Source organism: Paenibacillus sp. FSL W7-1279 (genome assembly GCF_037969845.1).
Classification (GTDB): Bacteria; Bacillota; Bacilli; order Paenibacillales; family Paenibacillaceae; genus Paenibacillus_AQ.
The window spans coordinates 6,416,128-6,437,033 of sequence record NZ_CP150215.1; the positions used below are offsets into that span (position 1 = coordinate 6,416,128).

Here is a 20,906-nt window from a genome sequence, read left to right on the forward strand (position 1 = left end):
TTGTTGTCCTTCTCTACGGCATATCGATCATCACCACTTCCGAGATCCCCTTACTTGAGTTCCCTCGAAATGTCAGCTCATGACGCCGCTGTATCCTAGCGGCATCACCCGCAGTAATATCAAACTTGCCGTCTTCCGACGATATTTCGACTTGACCGCTAATGACGTACAGGTGCATTCTCCGATCCCCTGCCAGGCTGTACGTCAGTTCTTGTCCTGTCTCCAGTATGGTACTGTATATCACAACATCCAGCGATTGGGGCAAGCTGGATTCACCATGGCCCGACCCGATGATCGGAAGCATCTGGTTCAACCGCTCTTCCTGTGTAAAATCGCTTTGATGGTGACTGGTCTCAAGGTCCGGCTCCGCAGGTAGAAACCACATTTCCAGGTAGCGTACGTCCTCGGACGAGGCATTTTTCTCTGCATGGTACACGCCAGTGCCTGTATTCACGACATGAATCGAACCGGGAGTCAGCTCGATTTCTTTCCCTGTATCATCTTCATACGTTAACGAGCCTTCCAGCACCAAATGGACAATGATCAAATCATGATGAAACCTTCGATCAAAACCCTCCATCGGTTTAAGCATATATTCATTATGCGCCAGTAAGCTTCCAAAATGCTCGTTATGCGGATCCGTATAATCCTCGAATGAAAAGCTGAATTCACTATGAATACCGTCTTTATGGGTAGTATGTCTTTCCGCTGCCGTCATGATCTTAATCATGGCCGGTCACCTCCGCCTTTTTTACTAATCAATACCCCGGCGGTTTCCGGTCTAATCAGTCATGCTTAAGCACCGTTCAGCATAAACGCGGTTTCCACCCTGCCTACTTTCAGGCCCTCATCGTTGCATAAATCTTTGGGATACGCGGATTTCAAGCGGTCGATGGTTATTTTGTTGCTATACCCGATTTGCTCCAATATGGACTCCGCTACCCAGCCCCATTCTTCTTCTGATCCATCTGCAATTTTGAACGAAATGCCGAGCCGCTCCTTCTTCAGACCTAAGCAGTACACGCCTTTAAATCCTCCTTTGGCCACAATATTATCGTCTTCCAAGAGAAGGGTGTCCACCTTTTGATTTCCTGCCACCATATAGGGAGATGCGTGCATGGCCTCCGTGATTCGGATGACCGCCCTTTTTGTTGGCTCATCCTCGATAAGGTCCGGGGATGCAAGCTTCATATAGGCTGTAGCCAAAGCGCGAAGCGGCATGGCGAATACCGGCAGGCCGCAACCGTCCGTTCCCAATCGGATATCAGAGGGAGCCAGTCCCGACAAATAGGAGACCGTCTTAAGGATCTCCTGCTGCAGTGGATGTTCCGGCTGATCGTATCCGAGCAGCGGGTACCCTTTCATCTGACAATAGGCCAACATGCCATAATGCTTCCCGGAGCAATTATGGAACCATTTGCTCTTGTTTCTCTGGTCTCGCAGAAGAGCCTCTTTATTTTTCTCATCCAGCGGCCAGCTCGATGCGCAAACCATGTAAGCTTCACTAATATTGACCTTGCGGGCAAAGCCTTCCAATACTTCGGTATGAGCCGGCTCCGCCCGATGCGAAGCCGTCATGATCGCGATTTCCTTATCCGTCAGCCCATAATGGTCAGCAAGCCCGCCACGGATGGAGGGGATTGCCTGCATCGGCTTGGCCGAAGAACGCGTAAATGCGACATATTCCGGATCTCCCGCGTATGCCTGTATGCTTCCTTGTTCATTAACAATACATATATGTCCATTGTGGACGCACTCCAATATGTCCGCCCGGTATTCCTTCACTAATACAGTATCCATGTTAAATAACTCCTTCTATAACCGTCTGTGACCGTATTCCTGCCTTAAAAACCTGTGTATATCTGGTACCTATAATCCTCGATAATTCGGGGATTGTTGCAAATCTGTATTCAGTATAGTACAAAAATCTGCAAATAACAGCAGGCGATCATTCCGTAGGGGACGGACACTTCATTTTATCTCCCGTTTAACGTTGTCCTGTTTCACGATGTGGCCTTAGGTTTAATTACGAGATAAGCAAGCCCACTCGAAAAACATTGCTCTTTAAAAAGGAGGCGATCGTATGTGGGGAATCATCATCAGCATCGTAATGGCAATCATCATCGGGATCATCGGGGATGCGCTGGCTGGTCATGAAATGCCGGGCGGAATTATCGGGTCCATGATCGCTGGTTTCGTAGGCGCATGGCTCGGACCATGGCTCTTCGGAGCATGGGGGCCTGTCATCGGCGGATTTGCCATTGTGCCCGCTATCATCGGTACAGCTATCTTCGTATTCTTGCTCGGTCTTGCTGCCAAGCTATTTAGACGTACAGCCTGATTCTCGTGTCTATATTCTTTTTATATTAACTAAAAGGAGTGAAAGTTATGAATCACACAGAACAAGAACATCCAGTACAAAGCGGTTCCACATTTTTCAAAGGTGCTTTCATCGGTGCCCTGGTCGGAGCGGCGGCAGCTCTGTTGTTCGCTCCGAAGCCAGGCCGCGAACTGCGCGGGGATTTGTCCGAGAAACTGAGCGTGGTAACGGATAAAACGAAGGAAGTTGCTTACACCGTAGGCGATAAAGCTTCTGAGCTCGCAAAAACCGTGGGCACCAAAGCCTCCGATGTGATGGCCACCGTGAATGAAGGCCGCCAAAGCATTATGTCCAGCGTCAAGGAAGCATCGGCAGACGTGTCCAGCGAGGTTTCAAATGCTTCCAAAGACGTAAAGGATAAAGCGATGGACACCTCTTCCGATGTCAGCCGTGAAATGAAATCGACAACGAATGTTTAATTCGTGAGGTCACGAATAGCCAGCTGACACAGCTGGCTATTTTTGTGCCAGATCGTGCCAGTCAGCTTGTAAAGCATCATATGGATTGATAAGTGAAATGAAACGGCGTTTCTGCCTGGAAAGCGGGGATATCTTATGAGTAAAGCGAACCCATATCATAGCGGCTCCAGCTTCTCGAGCCGGAGCGGCGATCGTTCGAGACAACTCGATGAGCCACGAAAGGAATCCGAAATAAGCAAGGAAAGACGCTCCCGGGAAGCGGATGATATCCAGGAGCATCCCTTTGAACTGCGTCACGAAGTGAAGAAACTAAACACCCGTCTGGACAAAATTGCCACCACGCTGGAGAAATCCGAAATGAAGGACATGATCGAGAATTACATGAATCCCAAGAAACGCATCATTGCCAACCTCACAGCCGGACTATCCAGGGGACTTGGCTTAACCCTTGGCACGGCACTTGTGCTGGGTCTTCTGGGTTACATTCTCAGCTTCTTTGTCAACGTACCGATGATCGGGGATTTCATCTCGGATTTGCAAGGATATATTGATCAATCCCGATCCTAGTGTATCTTTAACGCATGCAAACGCCCGGTGCCTATAAAGGTCACCGGGCGTTGTGATCATTGTTGCCGCCATTCATGGATCACCATTATGCCTCAAAGATTTTTATTGCTGGACTTTACTTGAAGCAGGTCTCCCGTCCATCCCTTCGCACGCATCCAAAGATACATGCCTCCCGTCCACAGTAGGGTAAAACCGCTGATTACCGTAAATCCCCAGAACGTCTTAATGGCGGGCAAATTTTCAAAGTTCATCCCCCAGATGGCTCCGACCACGGTTGCGGGTGTGAGCACAACCGTAAAAATCGTCAGTGTCTTCATAATTTCATTGCCGCGGAACGCGGAGATTGCATCGTCTATCGAAACCAGCGTATCGATTTCGCGCTCATAATGATGAATCAGCTTCTCCATTCTTTCCACTCGATGTAGGAGCTGTTGAAACGAGCGACTGCTATCCAGCTCGCCATGATACCCTTCTTTTGCTGCAGCGATCAGCTCCTGAAAAGGAATAAACAAATTGCTCCACTCCAACAGCTCAAACCGGGACGTTAGAATGCTGTCCATTAAGGACTTCCGGTTGCGCGTACGCATATCACTTTCGACAAGACGCAGGTTATGCTCGAATTGATCCATTCCCGCATGGTAATAATGCAAAATGGTCCGAGCCAGCACAAACATGCCGTCGACGGGCTTTTGGCATTGATGAAGCATGGAAGCTCTTTCGGACTTAGCCATCACGCTTCGGGTATGGTCATCCAAATTGATGGTGATCAGCACTTGGTCGTCCGTATAGAAATAGAACTGTTCCGACTTGTAATGATCGGCATCATCCGTAACCTTATAAAGCATGGTTCCCATAATAACCGGCTCCACCCCATCCTTGAATCGGACGGATAAGTAGTTTCGTTCCTTTAACGTCGACGCCTGATCGAACCATTCGGCTGTATAAGGATAGCGTGTCCGAAGTTCACCGATCCAGGAGGATTGCCAGTTATCCGTTCGAACATCGTACCACTTCCATCCCCCTGCAAAAGAATAAATATCCTGACCTTCCATCCTATCCGGCCCCAGCATGTTTTACTGACACTCCCTTCTGTAAATACAAATCGCAAGGTTTCAAAAAGGCACGCTTTCCCGTAATGAGGAAGCGTGCCTTATGTTGCTATACGTCTGTTACTGTTACTACGAGGCTTGTCCATATCAGTAAGAAGAATTAGACATGATCTGCTTCAGTTTTTCCGTTGCACGCTTCTGTATACGTGAGACACTCATTTGCGACACGCCTAACCTCTGAGCGATAGCTCTCTGGGACTGTCCCTCCTGAAATGCCAGCAATAGCACCTTCTGCTCTTGCTCCTTCAACTGGCTCATCGCCTGCTGAAGATCCATGCGCTTCTCAACGGAATCAAAATCATTCACATCCGAACTGATTAGCTCTCCAAGCGTCGCTCCGGTTTCTTCCTGGGATAAAGGGGAATCCAATGATACATAATGATAGCATTCACGTCCGGCCAACACTTCGACCGTTTCCTCAACGGAAAGATCCAAGTAGGATGCGATCTCATTCACATCGGGAGATCTCTCCAGCTTCACCATTAATTCATCTATCGCCTGCTGAACCAAGGCACCCTTTTCCTTGATCCGCCTTGGTACTTGAATGTACCATGATTTATCGCGGAGAAAGTTTTTCATATGACCGATCATGCTTTTCATGGCATAGGGCTCAAACGGAATCCCCAGGCTGATGTCATATTGCTGCAGAAGACGAATTAATGCCATTTGGCCAACCTGATACAAATCCTCGTACAGGTCGGGCCGATTCCGGGCAATCTTGCCTGCCGCCATTTTGACCATCGGTTCATATTTCTTAATCAGCACCGTTGCGATATCGTTATCTTTCGTTTGCTGATATTGTTCAATTAAATGAACTGCTTCATCTCTGGACTCTTGGGGAGTCGCTTTATCACTCATACGGGCTCCTCGCTTCTTGCGAGACGCTTCGTCAGCGTGACCTCGGTTCCCTTTCCAGCCTGGTTTGTCACGCTTACCTCATCCATAAGCGCCTCCATCAGGTAGAAGCCTAGTCCTCCGATTTGGACCTCGCTGAGATCTTTATCATGAAGCGTACGGTTGCCAACCGCTCCCATACTGTCGAAACTCTCCCCTTCGTCTCGGACCGTGATGGATAGCGAATCGCTGGTCACTTGAAATAAAACCTCTACCATTCCGCCTTCCTGACTATAAGCATACAAGACCGAGTTATTACATGCCTCCGACACCGCAACCTTCATATCTTCAATCTCTTCATAGGAAAAGCCCATCTTAGAAGCTATTCCATACAGATTCAGTCTTACAATATCCACGTATTCAGCACTGGCAGGCAAATTAAGCGTTACTCTTTGAACATCTGAATTCATTCTTTTCGATCCTTTCCTATTGGGAATTCTTCTTACGACTGAAAGAACTTCGCAATACCCGTCATATCGAACAGCTTTTGAATTTGCGGCGGAACTTCCTCGACTGCAAAGCGTGCTTCCATGCCATGTCTGGCTTTCAGTATCGACAGAAGAATACCAATACCCGTACTATCAATATATGTCATGTCCTTCATGTTGACGATCAAGTCTACTTCGGAATTGCCGACAAGAGGCTCCATCACTAATCGAAAATCAGGAGCGACGGACAGATCAAGTTCACCGCTCAGAAATACCGTGCATACGCCCTCGTTCATCTGGGTCTTAGCATTGAACTTATCATTCGTTTTTGTATTCATAGACACTCTCTCCCAATCATTTGTTTTCCCTTTACATAACCCGTTATCTGGCTTGTTGAAACAGGTTAAAGAGGGTTATGGGCACGCTAATATATGGAAATCGGTTTCTGTACTAACCGTTGATGATGCGAACAGGGCTTGCGGGCATATCCCATCCTTCCGGTTCTACCGGTACATACCGGGATATCAGGTGCTTCACACAGCTGATTTTTACCGGCTTGCTGATATATTCATTCATACCCGCGTCAAAGCAGCGCTTCTGAATCCCGTCCATCACATTCGCCGTCATCGCAACCAGAACGGGAGCCTCAGCTTCCGGCTTCATCTGGCGGATCAGTCGCGCCGCCTCAAGACCATCCATTACAGGCATCTGCAAATCCATGAAGATCATGTCGTAGACTTTAGGACCTGCAACCATCTCAACTGCCTGTCTGCCGTCCTCCGCCATATCCGCTTTCATCCCCATCTTTTCCAGCATACTGTCCATCAGTTTTCGATTAATCGGATGATCGTCCACAATCAGGATGTTCGGTTGCCTCTCCCCATGCACACGATATTTTGCCGAACGCTCCTCTTCCCGGAGTCGTTGATGCTCTTCCTCATGTGTATGAACGCAGATCGTAAATACGAAAGTGGCTCCCTTGCCTTCCTTGGACTCCACCGCGATCTCTCCGCCCATCATCTGTACGAGCGATTTACAGATTGCCAGCCCCAGTCCTGTTCCACCGTACCGCCTTGTCATTGAGGAATCCAACTGAGAGAACGGCTTGAACAAGCGATCGATTTTTTCGGATGAGATACCAATTCCCGTATCCTTCACCGTGAATTCAAGGGTTAATCGGTCTTCTTCAGCTTGGGCAAGCGAGACAACCAAATACACACCACCCTCATTGGTAAACTTCACGGCATTGGATACCAGATTCACCAATACTTGACGAAGGCGACCCATATCCCCGAATACGATCGCAGGAATTTGATCCTCAATGTAATACGTGAGCTCCAGATTCTTCTTGGAGGCTTCTCCGGAGAACAAACCAAACACTTCCTGAACGCAGGACTTGAGATCAAACGGATATTCCTCCAGCTCCATTTTGCCTGATTCCATCTTGGAGAAATCCAGAATGTCATTAATGATGTTAACCAAGGCATCCGCACTGTTTCGGATAATGGCTGCATATTCCCGCTGCTCATCCTGAAGATCGCTGTCCATCAGCAAATCAATCATCCCGATGACGCCATTCATCGGCGTACGGATCTCATGACTCATCATCGCCAGAAATTCCGTTTTGGCTTTGGCGGCAATCTCCGCTTCTTCCTTGGCCAGCACAAGCTCTTGATTAATTTTTTCAAGCTCCTGGGTCTTCTGATGCAATTGCATGGATTGAATCTTCAGCCTGTTATTGGTCCGGTACATATCGACAAAACCCTCGATCTTGGATTTCAAGATTTGAGGGATAAAGGGTTTAACCATATAGTCGATTGCTCCTGCGGAATATCCTGCAAAAAGATGCTCCGCGTCCTTGCTGTTTGCAGAAATGAATATAATCGGAATATCCTTCGTCTTGTCTCTCGCCTTGATCAGCCTTGCTGTTTCGATACCGTCCATGCCGGGCATTTGTACATCAAGAACAATCACGGCAAAATCATACTTCAAGAGATATCGTAAAGCCTCTTCCCCCGAAGTAGCTTTAATTAGCGTGTATTGTTCGCTGTCCAGAACAGCTTCGAGCGCAAGTAAGTTTTCAGGGCGGTCATCTACCAACAGAATATGAATCGGTTCGTGAAACCCCATGAGATCCTCCTACAAAACTCTATTTAATCTTCCGGTATATTTTCTCCACCCGGTCCAGCGTCTCATAAGCTTCACTATAATTCGTAAAGTGTATGGACTCTTTAGAACCCAGTACGAGAATACCAAAATGGCTTAGACTCTCGTGAAATAATCCGTGTACGTGATCCCTCAGCTGATCATTAAAATAAATCATGACATTCCGGCAAAAAATCACATTAAACTCGTTAAAGGAACGGTCTGTTGCCAGATTATGCTCGGCAAATATCATGTTTTTCTTCAAAAACGGTTGGAAAATAACCGAATTGTACTTCGCTGTATAATATTCGGAGAACGAGCGGGTACCGCCCGCCTCCATATAATTCTTGGTATATTGCTTCATGCGTTTGATGTCGAATACGCCTTCCTTGGCCTGCTGGAGCGAACGCGAATTCATGTCCGTCGCATAAATCCGGGACTTCTCATACAATCCCTCTTCATGGAGCAAAATGGCCATGGAATACACTTCTTCTCCGGTCGAACAGCCTGCATGCCAAATCCGTATATAAGGATACGTACGAAGCAATGGAACTACAGACTGCCTGAATGTCAGGAATAGCTTCGGATCCCTGAACATTTCCGTAACCGGAATCGATAGATTATATATAAGCCGCTCAAAACAAGAACGGTCGTGAAGCACTTTATCCTGTAGGGCTGATATGGTGGACACGCCCTCGGCATGAACATGATGCCAGATTCTCCGCCTCAATGAGGGAATGGCGTAATTGCGAAAATCGTAACCATAGAATCGATGAATACCTTCCAAAAGAAGCTCAATCTCGATCTGTTCCAGCTCACGTTCGCTTTCCTCTGTCAACAACAGTTGTTCTGATTCCATATGGTCACTAGATGACATCACGCTTGCACCGCTTTCCCCGTGTTTATTTGCTACTTGTACTTTACCCACAAAAGCGGCTTACGAATACAACCAAACCCTCATAAGCGAAAGAAGTTGCTCCGTTTGTATCGGTTTCTTCATATAATCGGAAGCTCCCGCTTCAATACATTTTGCACGATCCTCTTTCATGGCTTTGGCTGTCAGGGCAATAATCGGCAGTTTCTCGAATTCCGGCATTTCGCGTAAACGTCGCATCGCCTCATATCCGTCCATCTCCGGCATCATCATATCCATTAACACCAGATCAAATTCCGGATGATCCTGAAGCAGCTCAATGGCTTCCTTGCCGTTTTCCGCAAAGGTGACTTCCATATTGTAGCCCTCCAGCACGCTGGAGAGAGCAAACACGTTGCGGATATCATCGTCCACCAGCAGAATCTTCTTGCCTTCAAACAGCTCTTCCTTATTGTGCAGCTTCTGCAGGATTTTGCGTTTATCTTCCGGCAAATCTGCCTCGACCCGATGGAGGAACAGCGTCGTTTCATCCAGAAGCCGCTCTGGCGATTTCACGTCTTTGATGATGATCGACTCCGCATATTTGCGAAGCTGCATCTCTTCCTTCGAATCAAGATCCTTGCCTGTATAAATAATGATCGGCAGATCCACCAGGTTCTCGTCATCGCGGATCTGATCCAGCAGCTCAAAGCCTGTCATGTCCGTTAGCATCAGATCAAGCACCATGCAATCATAGCGCTGTTTGCGAAGCTCACTGAGCGCTTCGGCGCCTGTGGATGCCGCCGTAATCGATACATCGTCATGACCAATCAATTCAATGATCGAATTCCGCTGAATGTCGTCATCCTCAACAATCAGGAGATGTTTCATCGATTTTTCCGCATAGGATTCGATATGCGTAAACGCGTCCTCCAGCGCTTCTCTCGATGACGGCTTCTTCAAGTAAGCGATCGCACCCATCATTAATCCTTGCTTCACTTCATCCACGACGGAAATGACATGCACTGGAATGTGGCGCGTAACCGCAGAGCTCTTCAGTTCGCCCATGACAGACCAGCCGTCAATAACCGGAAGCTGGATATCTAGGATAATGGCATCCGGTTTGTACGACTTGGCCATCTCCAGACCGATATCCCCCTGCAATGCAACCAAGGCCTTGAAGCCGCGGCCTCTGGCCATATCCAGAAGAATTCTGGCAAACTTCACATCATCCTCAATGATAAGCAAGACTTTATCTGTCGGTCCGAGCTGATCGCGATCGTCATCCACCTGTATGGATGGCTGAACCTCTTTTGAAATCATCTTCGCTTTCGGTACGATCAGATTACTCTCCGTTGGTGCCTCAATTGCTGCAGCTGCTTCCTGATTACTCTCTACCAAATCCGGATGGCTGGATGGCAGGAAGAGCGTAAAGCAGCTTCCCTTACCTTCTTCCGATTCAACCAGAATGCCCCCGCCCAGCAGACGGGAAAGCTCGCGGCTGATAGATAAACCAAGCCCGGTTCCCCCGTATTTACGACTGGTTGTGCCGTCTACCTGCTGGAAGGCTTCAAAGATCAGATCCGTTTTATCCGCCGGGATACCGATTCCGGTATCTCTGACAGCAAAGGCCACATAATCCGCTTCGGCATTCAGGTAAAGCGGAAGCTTCTCCTTGTCGGCCTTTTCCACATGCAGCTCGACGGAGCCGCTATTGGTAAACTTGAAGGCATTCGACAACAGATTGCGAAGAATTTGCTTCACGCGATGGCTGTCCGTGACAATGCTCTGCGGAATATCTTCACTGATATGCACACCCAGGTCAATATGCTTGCGTGATGCCACGGCGGCAAAGTTCTGCTCCACGAAGGCTTCAATATCCGGAAGCTGAACGTCCTCATAATGGATCTCCATCTTCCCGGCATCCACTTTGGACAGATCTAGAATCTCATCGATCATTTTGAGCAGATCGGAGCCCGACATGTATATGGTCTGTGCATATTCAATCTGTTTATTGCTCAGATTTCCATCCTTATTCTCCGACAACAGCTGTGATAAAATCAGCAGACTGTTAAGCGGGGTCCGCAGCTCGTGAGACATATTAGCCATGAATTCCGACTTATACTTCGTTGTAATGGAAAGCTGCTTCGCTTGCTGCTCAAGCTGCATTCTCGCCTTCTCGATCTCATCGTTCTTCTCTTCCACTTCCTGCACCTGTTCCTCAAGCGCACGCGTCTTGGCAACAAGCTCGGTATTGTAATGCTCCAACTCTTCCTGCTGGCGCTGCAGCAAGTCCTCGGAACGCTTGAGGGCATTGGTTTGCTCCTCCAGATTTTCGTTGGTGCGGCGAAGCTCTTCTTGCTGGGTCTGCAGCTCTTCCGATTGAACCTGAAGTTCTTCGGTCATGGCCTGCGATTCGCGCAGCAGCTGCTCTACCCGCAGACGGCCTGTAATATTGTTCAGAATGATGCCAAGCGATTGACTCAGCTGAGATAAAAGCTGCTCCTGCAGTGAAGTTGTTTCTTCAAAGGCTGCCAACTCAACAACACCCAACACTTCATTCTCAAACAGAATCGGATAGATCACGACGGATACCGGCTTCGATGATCCCCAAGCGGATTCCACATTCATGAAATCTTCCGGCGCGCTTTTCAGTACGATCGGTTTCTTATCGAGCGCAGCTTGACCTACAAGCCCTTCCCCGATCATGAAGGAAATCTTCGGCTCTTCGCCGCCTTCATGGGCGTAAGAACCTTTCATCTCCAACTTATTCGGATGTTTGTCTTCTTGACGAATATAGATAGCTCCATAATGAGCACCCAAAATCGGCGTAAATTCGCTGATAAACCGCTGACCGACTTCCTCCAAGGAATTGATCCCCTCCAGCAGCTCCGTGATTCTGGCCATATTCGAGTTGAGCCAGGACTGATCACGCTGGGCCTGGAGATAGGTTTCCTCGATGCGCTGCTTCTCGATAATATCTTCGGACAGGTCTTTAAATACCCGGGCCACATCGCCAAACTCATCCTTGGACGTAACTTTAATACGACGGATCGCCTTCAATCTGCCTTCTCCAAAGCTCTTCAACATCATGGAGACTACGTTGATGCCCCGGGTAATGCTTGGAAGAATCCATAGAATGACCAGCATTCCTAATAACAAACCGCCAGCCATGAGATAGATAAACATTTGGACAGAGCGGTCATATGCTGCTTTCGCTGCTGTTATATCATCATTGATCTTCTGGTTCTCGTAGCTGCTAAGCTCGTTCAAACTCATCAGCATCTCTTCCTGGACAGATTGTCCGGTCGAATTACGAAGCAGGTTAGCTTCCGTTGCGTTGCTCTTTGCCAGCAGCTCCAGTGTCTTATTTTGATAAACGATATATTGATTCACCGCACGCTCAATCCGGACTAACAATTGCTGCTCTTCCGCAGCATTTGCACTTTCTTTGATCGCTTGAAAATACGTTTGAGCTCGTGCTGTCATCGTTTCCAGTTCCTGTTCGGACACAGCAAACGTAGACTGGTCATTGCTCAAGATCATGTTCGTAAGCTCTCGTGCCATATCGTTGACTTCTCCGCGCATTGCGCTGGAGTTTCGTACCTTTTGGTAGCGATCCTGATAGATCTGGTTCAATTGGTCGTTCATATAACTGATTCGGTCATAACCAATCAAGGTCAGAACCAGCATGAGCGCCAACAAAGTCGTAAAACCAATGACTAACTTGCTCCTAAGCTTCATTGATTGGTTTCCTCTCCTTTTTTAAGAGATATCCAAACCAGGCATTTATCGTCCTCTCGCTCCTGCGATGGATCATCCACAAAATATCGCTTCTTCATCTCATCTTCTCTCCAATGATGAGGGCCTCCCAAATGCTCCTTCAGATAATCCAGCTTCTCGTCATGACCGCCCTCCACCAGTTCGAGCAGGCCGTCCGTATACATAACCAAATGTCCTTCGCCTTCATATTGAAAGCTTCTTGGCTCCATGTCTTCGATCCGGTCAAACAATCCCACCGGGCAGCAGCCTTGATCCAGGGTCATCACATCCCCGCTCTCCTGAAAGAAGAGAGCCGGCGGATGCCCTGCGTTGACGTAGTCCACCCGCTTTAAACGGGTATCCACAACAAGATAGATCGCTGTAAAATAGTACTGTATCAGCTGTTCGCCGAGGTTTAACTGATTGAACCTGCGGTTCAATTCCTGAACCACCTTCTCCGGTTCGACATAGGTCGTCACCGTGTCCTTCAGAACCGAAGCGATGAACATACAAAATAGGGACGAAGTAATCCCGTGTCCCATCATATCCAGCAGAATCACGCCATAACGGCCATCACCAAGCGGGTACCATGCGTACAAATCTCCCGCAAGCTCCGCCGAGGGCTGGTACAGCGCATGAATTTCAAGCTGATCATCTTCAATTGGTAAGCTCAATACGGCATTCTGTACCATGGCCGCAAGCTTCAATTCAGCCTGGACCCGCTGTTCTCTCTCAATATGCCAGTCTTTCTCATGCTTCAACCGGAGCGCCAGGCGTATGCGTGCCATCAGCTCTACCTTGTTGATCGGTTTCGTTACGTAATCGGCGGCACCGGCATCCAGCGCTTCGGCAAGCTTCTTGGAATCCCCAACGGCGGTAACCATAATGATCGGTATATCTTTCAAATGCTCGTACTGCTGAACTATACGGCATGCTTCTATTCCATCCATCTCGGGCATCATCATATCAAGCAGGATCAGATCGATGTCCGATCTCCGGGGATGGAGTTCTTGTCTGCGATCGCCGATCCCCAAATGCTCCAGCATTTCCAGGGCTGAAGATGCAGATAGAGTGTTCTGGTAATTTTCCTTCTTTAAGATTTCTCGGATAATAATGACGTTAGTCGGATTGTCATCTACGATTAATATTCTCATTGCCCTCTCCCTTAACGTTTCGGATTATACGATAGAAATCCTTTTCCTACTATTATACTATAATAGTCCTCTAATCAATTGCCATAGAAAAAGGTTCTAAATCTTGAATCTTCCACTTTTACTAGGTATATGGAACATTCTTTTAAAACATAGATAAGGAATGAGACGTCTATGGTCTCATTCCTTATCTATGTTTTAAGTCCTATAACGCCTACCATCGATGCTGTCATAAAGCTGAACTTCGTTGCTATATCATCAATCTTTTTTAGCGATAACAAGTACTTTGCCTAGATCCAGCTGTTTCTCATAGAATCCAGCCTCGGCCTCCGTGAAGCCAAGCGATACGATTTTGGCGCGGAGCTCATCGCCGCGGGACCGGAACAAATTCGCAAAGGCGTCAAACACGCCTTCTTCCTTGATGCCTACGTTATTTGCATCGGATGCATCCACGATCCGGCTTGTCTTATCCGAATCATGAGCCAATACATAAATCCGATCCTGATCGTAACCGGACTGCCCCAGGTTCTGCACCTCCTGAACCGCTTGTGTACCATTCTCAACGACTTTGGCATATGACTTCGTATTGGTAAATTCCATTGTGAAAACCTCCCCTAATAGTGTAAAACCTCGATTTAGGTTATAGTCCATTTGTTATTAACCTTATTTCTTAAGGTTGAAACAAATTCAGTCGCTATAATCGAAAAATAAATCAATCCCTGCAATTTCGCCGGAGTCCCGGTCAATAAATACCTTAAGCGCTTGATGGTTCTCAAGGTACACATCCCCGTCCTCCGCTTTGAAATACGGCTTACCCAGTGATGCCCTAATTTGATCGGTTGTCATACCAATACGCTGGTCTTCAACCTGAAAGGATACGGCAGAGGGCTTCACACGAACATATTCCGTGTAGCCGTTGCGGACCCCAATCTCCATATCTTTGTAATCCAGCTTGGTAATTCCGGTCAGCTCTTCATGCTCAATTCGAGCCGGCGTTCCCAGCTTCCGAATGACATCATGCTTGTTATCCGTTAGCGAAATCCCGTTTAAAGTTCCATAGCTCTCCGTAGAGTTGTCGCTGGTTTGTGCTTGTCCAACATCCGAAGCGGCATGAATTATAGGCGGTGGCGACATCCCGGCAGAAGGCTGCGGCTCTGCCACAGCACCCCCACCTCCGGAGTAAATCAAGAGCCCTACCATCAACAGTGCGACATTCCACATGCGACCTCCTCCTTTCTTCAGCTGTCGGAGCTATACCCGGGTTTAGCTTTCTTACGTTTATCTGGCTTTTTGGCGACGGAAGCTGTTCCACAGACCAACCGCTGTATCCACGTAGGCTAACCAGTTCCGACCGCGTGACTTTTCTTGCGCTTCCGTGTTCTGATATACCGCATCATAGGACTGGAACGTACGATCCTGAGCCGTCAAAGGCACTTCCATACGGGCAGGCTGCTCTTTCTTCTGCTCCATCCGGGATTGCTTAAAGCGGCTAACCATGCCGGAGGATACCTGCTTCACCGCATAGGTGACCTCGCTTAAAGCTTCTCCCAGATTCTTGACGGTATCCAGTACCGGATCGATCTGTCTCATCTTATGCTGAACGTCCACCGTAATATCGTTCGTATTCCGGATGGTCTGCTTCACTTCATAAGTCAATTCGTCCACCGTCTTTTGAACATCCTGAAGGGTTTCGGTTACCTTTTCGAGCGATTGTGTCGCAGCCTTTAATGTCTTGATTAAAAAGAAAACCAGAACCGCAAATGCTACGGCAATAATGGCAACACTGATTTGGGTTAGCATACGTTGTCCCTCACTTTCAAGTATGTTGGTTTCGGATACGCAATAGTTACCCTATCCCCCAGTCCACGAAACAAAGAGATCCCTGCCAATAATGCCATTGTCCTACAGCTTGTTTCATCCCCTGCCACCCCGGTTAAAGAACACTACGAAGGGCGCTGTTGGCAACGGCTAATCGGCTCCCTACCGAGCTTCAAATTGGATATGTGCCGCTTCTTGGAGCATCATGAGACTACATGCCTATGTCCAATAAAATCGATGAAGAAAGCAGGGTGAATAGGATGTTAAAATGGTCCGTAATTTTTCTAGTTGTTGCACTGATTGCAGGGATCTTTGGCTTCTTCGGCATCGTTGAGGCTGCAGCCAGCATTGCGAAGGTGCTGTTCTTCATCTTCGTTGTCCTGTTTGTGATCTCTCTCTTTACTGGACGCAGACGAAGTATGTGACGCTGTCGCATACTAAAGCCCATGCATTGAATATACACATAGGAAATGAAAAAAAGGGTGTCCTCCGTTTGATCAACGGTTAGGACACCCTTTTTTGCGCTGCGCAAAATCGGATCAGATTATACGTTCGTTGCTGCAGCCTCCTGATTTCCTGCGGTTTTCGGCTCTTCCGCCGGCTTGGTCTTCTTGATAAAGAAAGCCAGGATGAAGGAAGCGACGCTGATCCATGTCGCAATAACAAAGGCATAGTTAATGCCATAAATGGTTGCTTCATTCCCCAGCTTAAGCAGGTCGGCCTGATTCTTCGGATCAAATAGCCCCGATTGCATCAGAGCTTCCCCTTTGCTCTCTGCCTGGGTGGACATGACGGTAACTAGAATTGCCGTTCCGATTGAGCCGGAAACCATGCGCAGTGTATTGGACATGGCCGTACCATGAGCGTTCAAGCTCCGTGGGAGCTGATTAAGCCCCGCCGTTTGGATCGGCATCATGAGCATCGACATCCCGAACATCCGGGCCGTATAGATGATCATCATGTGGCTGTAGGACATGGTTTCGGTCAAATTACTGAATTCCCACGTCGTAATGACCGTAATCGCCAGACCGATAACAGCCAGCCATCTTGCGCCAACCTTATCGAAGATCGCCCCCGTGATCGGTGACATGATCCCCATCAGAATAGCGCCGGGAAGCATAAGAAGGCCTGATTCCACCGGCGTGAATCCACGAATCTGCTGTAGATAAATAGGCAGCAGAATCATGCCGGCATACATCGCCATCGTAACAATGACATTGATAAGCGTGGTCAACGTAAACATATTGTATTTGAATATCCGGAATTCCAGCATCGGATTGTCGGTCTTCATCTCCCGCCAAACAAACAGGATAAGGGCAATCGCTCCGACCGCTAGGGTCGTAACAACCGGCGTGCTGGACCAACCGTCATTCCCGGCATCACTGAAGCCGTACAGCAAACCGCCAAAGCCCAGGGTGGACAAAATGATGGCGATCATGTCCAGCTTCGGCCGGCTGACCTCGGTAACATTTTTCAGGAAAAATACCCCGATTAGCGTAGCAATGATCGAGAAAGGCAGGATCATGTAGAACAGGACACGCCAATCGTAGTGCTCCACAATATATCCGGAAAGCGTAGGTCCGATGGCAGGAGCAAATATCATGGCAATCCCCATCATTCCCATTGCCTTCCCGCGATTCTCAATAGGGAATATGTTCAGAAATACAACGGTCATAAGCGGCATCAAAATGCCTGCACCGGCAGCCTGAACGAGGCGTCCGGTAAGCAGTAACGCGAAGTTGGGGCTGACCGCGCACAGCAAGGTGCCAATCGTAAACAGCGTCATCGCACTAATGAACAGCTGCCTTGTCGAGAAACGCGCGATGAGATAAGCGGTAACGGGAATTAAGACCCCGTTCACCAGCATAAAGCCAGTGGTCAGCCACTGGGCTACGGTCGGTTTAATGTTCAAATTCTCCATGATGCTCGGCAGAGCAACATTCATCAATGTCTGGTTAAGAATGGCGACAAAAGCGCCAATCATAAGTGCAGCAATGATAGGTCCTTTCTTAACAGGCTCGCCGGGGCGAGCAATGGTATGGGTACTCATGTGCAGCCTTCACTCTCTTTCTAAGTAAAATCATACATTTAGCATGTTTGTTCTATGTGGACATCTGACCTTGGATGTGCTCAACATTCGTCAAAATTTTACGGTACAGGACACTCAACTGCTTAACCTCTTCGTCCGTTAGAAAGCCATATAACAAATCGCTTAACTCGGCACGTTTATTGGCCAGCTGCTCGATCAGATTACTCCCGAGCGGCGTAATCTCCAAATGAATGACCCTTCGGTCGGCTGTATCCCTTGTTCGGCGCGCGAATCCGCCCTCGATCAATTTATCGGATATGCCCGTAACCGCCCCGCATGTCACATGAATGGAATCGGCCAAGTCCGACAATCTCAATGCTCCCTGTTCGTGAAGCATCTCCAAGGCGGTATACTGCGTTCTGCCTAGTTTAGGAAACCCTTCCTTCTGCCACTCATGGTGCACAGTTCGAACCATCTTCTTAAATAGCATCTCCAACTCCAGAATTTCATTCCGCATGGACATGTATTTTTTACACTCCTTTAAAAGGTCCAGCACTTCTTCAATAGAGACCAACCTACTTCGTCTCTATATACTTTAGTACTAAAACATTTATTTCTAAACAATTACTGATTATAGTGGGGGATAATTATAGTGTCAATGTTTACATATATATTTTTTTCATAGTTTTTTTCTGAAAATAACGACTTTTCTCTTGAAAAACACAAAAAAGACCCAGACTTGGTGTCCTTGTCTGAGTCTTTAGCCGGTTCCCTTGCTTTACTTAAACAGCGACGGAATGGACATCCAATCCATCGTAAAGTTCAATTCCAAGCCGTCGGACAGAAACTTCACATTTTTCACAGTTACCAGATCCGGTAAATAGTCCTTGAGCGAAATTTGTATCGGCTCCAGCTGGAACATGTTCAAAGGGATCTCAACTCCCCGGATCGTTGTTGATTCATGCGTCAGGTGAAGATAGCTTCCCTCGGCAGACATCTGAAAGCGCAGCACTGCACCAAAGGGAAGAATCCCCCATTGCCCATTCATATGGGCTGTCATCGTGGTGCCATTCATCACGAAATCAGCACCTGTAATATCGACGCCCAGGTCATGGGTGCTCATATATTTCACCATGTTCTTCTTGCTGAGTTCCCCGACTTCTTCCGTGCTCAGCAGCATGCGGGTATCCCGATTGGACACCATGGTCATCAACTTGTCCTTGAAATCAACGGAGCGGTAGCGCATATCCAGAGATTGCGTAGGATAAACAAACCAGACCAACGCACCGACAATCACAAGCAGAAGGACAAATATACCCAGCAGGAAACGTCCGGCTCTTTTTTTTCGACGTACCATCCAAAGCCCCTCCTCCCATTGGATATCCCTGCGGCAACAAGGCTTTTCCCATCTCCAAAGTATATAGGAATCCTTAAAACTTGTCACGAATTGCGAAATGTACCCAATTTTCTTGATTCAAAACATCCAAATGGTGGTTATTACGATAGTGTGTTAAAATAGCGAGATAAAATCATACTTCGGTCCCAAGGAGGAATTATTCCATGAAAAAAACTCTAAGCATTACTGCAGCCCTAGCACTCACCCTGTCTCTGACCGCCGTAGCAAGCGCAGACCCGATTAACGGGACAGTATCCGAAACTTCAGGGACGGTAACTGAAACTTCAGGACCGGCTCCAATCTCGACGACAGACCCTATTATCAAACCGGAAGAAGTCGTGTTGGTGCCTACACCTATGATCGAGATTGCGGAAAGAACTTACTTCTATAACGCTCCAAACGGCGAAAAGCTTGGTGCCTTGGCTCCGCAAAAAATCGACACAACCGGTAATCGAACGGGTGTCGTGCTTGGCGGGGAATGGGTTGAAGTTTATACATGGCTCGGTAAAGCTTGGATTTATGTAAAGTAATCAGGTATGACTGCCGGACTTCATGATCCTTCATGTCTCCTTGCAGGTTAAATGGCAGGTCAAGATGAACTTGGCCTGCCATTTGTATTCGTACCGATCGGTTTCCCTAGGACGATTCCTTAGGCTCCACGTGAATATGGACGCTCATAATATTGTGAATCCTCTCCATCTGTTCTTCGATACGGTCACTGATCTGATGCCCCTCCAGAACAGTGATATCCGGGTCCACCTCGATGACAACATCCACCAGCACATGATTGCCGTGAATTCGGGCCTTCATGTCCTTAATCCCCTCGACGCCGGGCGTACGGGCAATCGTACTGCGCAAGTCCGACAAACGATTCTCATCAAAACCGTCCGTCAGACTATAGGTGCAATCCCTGAATATATCCCAAGCCGTTTTGCAAATAATGACGCCAACCGCTACCGCCGCTACGGTATCCAGCCAGGGCAGGCCGAATTGTGCGCCAATAATACCTACAGCTGCCCCCACACTGACGAGTGCATCCGATAAATTATCCTTGGCTGCGGCCATTAGTGCCTGGTTATCGATTCGCCGTGCGAGATTCCGGTTGTACCGGTATACGCCAAGCATCGCAACGGCACAGACGCCGGCTACGGCGGCTGACCATAAATTCGGAATTTCCTTGGAACCTTCAAAAAATGAACGAACGGCTTCAACCAGCACTTGGATGCCAACGACCGCCATGATAAATGAAGCAACCAAAGCCGCAATCGTCTCCGCCCTTAAGTGTCCGTACGCATGATCGGAATCCGGCGGTTTCTGGGAAATTCGCAATCCGATCAATACGGCGAGCGATGCCACGATGTCCGTCAGGTTGTTAAAACCGTCGGCAAGCAAAGCACTGGATGCGAATAAGTATCCACAAAATATTTTAAACGAGGACAACACGAGGTAGGCGGCAATGCTGATCCAGGCCCCGCGTTCCCCTTGTTTGATATTATCATAGGCATTCACTTTATAACGTCTCTCCTTTGCTTGTCTTTCGCAGCCGTCAAGCGATATCCATCATTATCCATATTTAATCCTAGCAAAGGTCATTCGTGTGGGTCTAGAGAAACATAATTGCTTCGGTCAAAGAACCATGGACGTAGAAAATGGTATTAATCATTGTTACCCTTGCCGGGCGATTTAAAAACGAATAAAATGAGGACAAGCGAACACGAAGAGGAGGGTGATACTATGCCCGAGAATAATGAATCACGTAAAGTGAATTTAGCCGATGCAATCCGGCAAAAGCTGGAACAGAAAAAACAGCAGAATGCGTCCGCGAATAAGCCCGGACAATTCCAAGCCGGTTCAGCGCAAAAAATGAAAAGCCAAAACAACAAAAAACCAAACAACCAGCGTCGTCGTACCGGCGGTTCGTAGAAGAGCCCGTTTCGTGCATAACGCAAAAAATG

General features: G+C 47.9%; 23 protein-coding genes. 6 read left to right on the plus strand and 17 right to left on the minus strand.

The features are described from left to right. Positions 1-13: 13 nt before the first annotated feature. Together MKY82_RS29215 and MKY82_RS29220 are read right to left on the minus strand one after the other, a co-directional pair. Positions 14-730 (minus strand): pirin family protein, encoded by a 717-nt coding sequence (locus tag MKY82_RS29215; RefSeq protein WP_194544583.1) that lies wholly within the window; start codon positions 728-730, stop codon positions 14-16. A gap of 65 nt (positions 731-795) precedes the next feature. Beyond that, positions 796-1,800, minus strand: a complete 1,005-nt coding sequence (locus MKY82_RS29220; RefSeq protein WP_194544584.1) for an asparaginase — start codon at positions 1,798-1,800, stop codon at positions 796-798. A gap of 283 nt (positions 1,801-2,083) precedes the next feature. Between MKY82_RS29220 and MKY82_RS29225 the strand changes: the two genes are divergently transcribed. The 3 genes from MKY82_RS29225 to MKY82_RS29235 all read left to right on the plus strand — a co-directional run bounded on the left by MKY82_RS29225 (position 2,084) and on the right by MKY82_RS29235 (position 3,366). Further along, positions 2,084-2,341 (plus strand): GlsB/YeaQ/YmgE family stress response membrane protein, encoded by a 258-nt coding sequence (locus tag MKY82_RS29225; RefSeq protein ID WP_194544585.1) that lies wholly within the window; start codon positions 2,084-2,086, stop codon positions 2,339-2,341. A 47-nt stretch (positions 2,342-2,388) separates the two neighbouring features. Beyond that, positions 2,389-2,799, plus strand: coding sequence for a YtxH domain-containing protein (locus MKY82_RS29230; protein WP_194544586.1), 411 nt, complete (start codon positions 2,389-2,391; stop codon positions 2,797-2,799). A 135-nt stretch (positions 2,800-2,934) separates the two neighbouring features. Next, the gene (locus MKY82_RS29235) at positions 2,935-3,366 is read left to right on the plus strand and encodes a DUF5665 domain-containing protein (RefSeq protein ID WP_339294906.1); all 432 of its coding nucleotides are present in this window, start codon (positions 2,935-2,937) and stop codon (positions 3,364-3,366) included. A gap of 92 nt (positions 3,367-3,458) precedes the next feature. On the opposite strand, the gene MKY82_RS29240 is transcribed toward MKY82_RS29235, so the two are convergent. The 11 genes from MKY82_RS29240 to MKY82_RS29290 form a co-directional block, all read right to left on the minus strand. Then, complete coding sequence (locus MKY82_RS29240; RefSeq protein WP_194544588.1) at positions 3,459-4,436, minus strand: magnesium transporter CorA family protein; 978 nt, start codon at positions 4,434-4,436, stop codon at positions 3,459-3,461. 126 nt (positions 4,437-4,562) lie between these two features. After that, positions 4,563-5,333: a sigma-70 family RNA polymerase sigma factor gene (locus MKY82_RS29245; RefSeq protein ID WP_009594120.1), complete on the minus strand. Its 771-nt coding sequence runs from the start codon at positions 5,331-5,333 to the stop codon at positions 4,563-4,565. Then, a complete protein-coding gene (rsbW, locus tag MKY82_RS29250) occupies positions 5,330-5,779 on the minus strand; it encodes an anti-sigma B factor RsbW (RefSeq protein ID WP_071219608.1) in 450 nt (149 codons plus the stop codon). Before rsbW ends, MKY82_RS29245 begins: the two co-directional genes overlap by 4 nt. A gap of 32 nt (positions 5,780-5,811) precedes the next feature. Further along, the gene (locus tag MKY82_RS29255; protein ID WP_009594079.1) at positions 5,812-6,135 is read right to left on the minus strand and encodes an STAS domain-containing protein; all 324 of its coding nucleotides are present in this window, start codon (positions 6,133-6,135) and stop codon (positions 5,812-5,814) included. A gap of 112 nt (positions 6,136-6,247) precedes the next feature. Next, positions 6,248-7,927: a response regulator gene (locus MKY82_RS29260; protein ID WP_194544589.1), complete on the minus strand. Its 1,680-nt coding sequence runs from the start codon at positions 7,925-7,927 to the stop codon at positions 6,248-6,250. Positions 7,928-7,946: 19 nt separating this feature from the next. Further along, positions 7,947-8,819, minus strand: a complete 873-nt coding sequence (locus MKY82_RS29265; protein ID WP_076325426.1) for a protein-glutamate O-methyltransferase CheR — start codon at positions 8,817-8,819, stop codon at positions 7,947-7,949. A 60-nt stretch (positions 8,820-8,879) separates the two neighbouring features. Then, complete coding sequence (locus tag MKY82_RS29270; RefSeq protein ID WP_339294907.1) at positions 8,880-12,539, minus strand: response regulator; 3,660 nt, start codon at positions 12,537-12,539, stop codon at positions 8,880-8,882. Next, positions 12,536-13,711, minus strand: coding sequence for a SpoIIE family protein phosphatase (locus MKY82_RS29275; protein WP_339294908.1), 1,176 nt, complete (start codon positions 13,709-13,711; stop codon positions 12,536-12,538). The genes MKY82_RS29270 and MKY82_RS29275 overlap by 4 nt, the downstream gene beginning before the upstream one ends. A 255-nt stretch (positions 13,712-13,966) precedes the next feature. Next, positions 13,967-14,308, minus strand: a complete 342-nt coding sequence (locus MKY82_RS29280) for a general stress protein (protein ID WP_339294909.1) — start codon at positions 14,306-14,308, stop codon at positions 13,967-13,969. An 87-nt stretch (positions 14,309-14,395) separates the two neighbouring features. Further along, positions 14,396-14,929: a hypothetical protein gene (locus MKY82_RS29285; RefSeq protein ID WP_339219875.1), complete on the minus strand. Its 534-nt coding sequence runs from the start codon at positions 14,927-14,929 to the stop codon at positions 14,396-14,398. 57 nt (positions 14,930-14,986) lie between these two features. Then, positions 14,987-15,508, minus strand: coding sequence for a DUF948 domain-containing protein (locus MKY82_RS29290; RefSeq protein ID WP_220683880.1), 522 nt, complete (start codon positions 15,506-15,508; stop codon positions 14,987-14,989). A gap of 278 nt (positions 15,509-15,786) precedes the next feature. Between MKY82_RS29290 and MKY82_RS29295 the strand changes: the two genes are divergently transcribed. Continuing rightward, positions 15,787-15,951 carry a DUF1328 domain-containing protein gene (locus tag MKY82_RS29295; protein WP_006212708.1) on the plus strand — a complete coding sequence of 55 codons (165 nt, stop codon included), beginning with the start codon at positions 15,787-15,789 and terminating at the stop codon, positions 15,949-15,951. A 119-nt stretch (positions 15,952-16,070) separates the two neighbouring features. Here the strand turns inward: MKY82_RS29295 and MKY82_RS29300 are convergent, their stop codons facing one another. The 3 genes from MKY82_RS29300 to MKY82_RS29310 form a co-directional block, all read right to left on the minus strand. Beyond that, positions 16,071-17,576: a DHA2 family efflux MFS transporter permease subunit gene (locus MKY82_RS29300; protein ID WP_194544595.1), complete on the minus strand. Its 1,506-nt coding sequence runs from the start codon at positions 17,574-17,576 to the stop codon at positions 16,071-16,073. Between the two features lie 52 nt (positions 17,577-17,628). After that, positions 17,629-18,078 (minus strand): MarR family transcriptional regulator, encoded by a 450-nt coding sequence (locus tag MKY82_RS29305; RefSeq protein WP_194544596.1) that lies wholly within the window; start codon positions 18,076-18,078, stop codon positions 17,629-17,631. 255 nt (positions 18,079-18,333) lie between these two features. Beyond that, the gene (locus MKY82_RS29310; protein ID WP_339294910.1) at positions 18,334-18,912 is read right to left on the minus strand and encodes a hypothetical protein; all 579 of its coding nucleotides are present in this window, start codon (positions 18,910-18,912) and stop codon (positions 18,334-18,336) included. Positions 18,913-19,115: 203 nt separating this feature from the next. On the opposite strand from MKY82_RS29310, the gene MKY82_RS29315 reads away from it, so the two are divergent. Next, a complete protein-coding gene (locus MKY82_RS29315; RefSeq protein WP_194544598.1) occupies positions 19,116-19,481 on the plus strand; it encodes a hypothetical protein in 366 nt (121 codons plus the stop codon). 106 nt (positions 19,482-19,587) lie between these two features. Here MKY82_RS29315 and MKY82_RS29320 read toward each other — a convergent pair whose 3' ends face one another. Continuing rightward, a complete protein-coding gene (locus MKY82_RS29320; protein ID WP_194544599.1) occupies positions 19,588-20,460 on the minus strand; it encodes a cation diffusion facilitator family transporter in 873 nt (290 codons plus the stop codon). 225 nt (positions 20,461-20,685) lie between these two features. Here MKY82_RS29320 and MKY82_RS29325 point away from each other — a divergent pair, with 225 nt between their 5' ends. After that, positions 20,686-20,874, plus strand: a complete 189-nt coding sequence (locus MKY82_RS29325; RefSeq protein ID WP_071219622.1) for a hypothetical protein — start codon at positions 20,686-20,688, stop codon at positions 20,872-20,874. Positions 20,875-20,906 lie beyond the last annotated feature (32 nt).

Coding starts and splice junctions, on each gene's coding strand:
- MKY82_RS29215 (WP_194544583.1), bottom strand. CDS start 730: ATGATTAAGATCATGACGGCAGCGGAAAGACATACTACCCATAAAGAC.
- MKY82_RS29220 (WP_194544584.1), bottom strand. CDS start 1,800: ATGGATACTGTATTAGTGAAGGAATACCGGGCGGACATATTGGAGTGC.
- MKY82_RS29225 (WP_194544585.1), top strand. CDS start 2,084: ATGTGGGGAATCATCATCAGCATCGTAATGGCAATCATCATCGGGATC.
- MKY82_RS29230 (WP_194544586.1), top strand. CDS start 2,389: ATGAATCACACAGAACAAGAACATCCAGTACAAAGCGGTTCCACATTT.
- MKY82_RS29235 (WP_339294906.1), top strand. CDS start 2,935: ATGAGTAAAGCGAACCCATATCATAGCGGCTCCAGCTTCTCGAGCCGG.
- MKY82_RS29240 (WP_194544588.1), bottom strand. CDS start 4,436: ATGCTGGGGCCGGATAGGATGGAAGGTCAGGATATTTATTCTTTTGCA.
- MKY82_RS29245 (WP_009594120.1), bottom strand. CDS start 5,333: ATGAGTGATAAAGCGACTCCCCAAGAGTCCAGAGATGAAGCAGTTCAT.
- rsbW (WP_071219608.1), bottom strand. CDS start 5,779: ATGAATTCAGATGTTCAAAGAGTAACGCTTAATTTGCCTGCCAGTGCT.
- MKY82_RS29255 (WP_009594079.1), bottom strand. CDS start 6,135: ATGAATACAAAAACGAATGATAAGTTCAATGCTAAGACCCAGATGAAC.
- MKY82_RS29260 (WP_194544589.1), bottom strand. CDS start 7,927: ATGGGGTTTCACGAACCGATTCATATTCTGTTGGTAGATGACCGCCCT.
- MKY82_RS29265 (WP_076325426.1), bottom strand. CDS start 8,819: ATGTCATCTAGTGACCATATGGAATCAGAACAACTGTTGTTGACAGAG.
- MKY82_RS29270 (WP_339294907.1), bottom strand. CDS start 12,539: ATGAAGCTTAGGAGCAAGTTAGTCATTGGTTTTACGACTTTGTTGGCG.
- MKY82_RS29275 (WP_339294908.1), bottom strand. CDS start 13,711: ATGAGAATATTAATCGTAGATGACAATCCGACTAACGTCATTATTATC.
- MKY82_RS29280 (WP_339294909.1), bottom strand. CDS start 14,308: ATGGAATTTACCAATACGAAGTCATATGCCAAAGTCGTTGAGAATGGT.
- MKY82_RS29285 (WP_339219875.1), bottom strand. CDS start 14,929: ATGTGGAATGTCGCACTGTTGATGGTAGGGCTCTTGATTTACTCCGGA.
- MKY82_RS29290 (WP_220683880.1), bottom strand. CDS start 15,508: ATGCTAACCCAAATCAGTGTTGCCATTATTGCCGTAGCATTTGCGGTT.
- MKY82_RS29295 (WP_006212708.1), top strand. CDS start 15,787: ATGTTAAAATGGTCCGTAATTTTTCTAGTTGTTGCACTGATTGCAGGG.
- MKY82_RS29300 (WP_194544595.1), bottom strand. CDS start 17,576: ATGAGTACCCATACCATTGCTCGCCCCGGCGAGCCTGTTAAGAAAGGA.
- MKY82_RS29305 (WP_194544596.1), bottom strand. CDS start 18,078: ATGTCCATGCGGAATGAAATTCTGGAGTTGGAGATGCTATTTAAGAAG.
- MKY82_RS29310 (WP_339294910.1), bottom strand. CDS start 18,912: ATGGTACGTCGAAAAAAAAGAGCCGGACGTTTCCTGCTGGGTATATTT.
- MKY82_RS29315 (WP_194544598.1), top strand. CDS start 19,116: ATGAAAAAAACTCTAAGCATTACTGCAGCCCTAGCACTCACCCTGTCT.
- MKY82_RS29325 (WP_071219622.1), top strand. CDS start 20,686: ATGCCCGAGAATAATGAATCACGTAAAGTGAATTTAGCCGATGCAATC.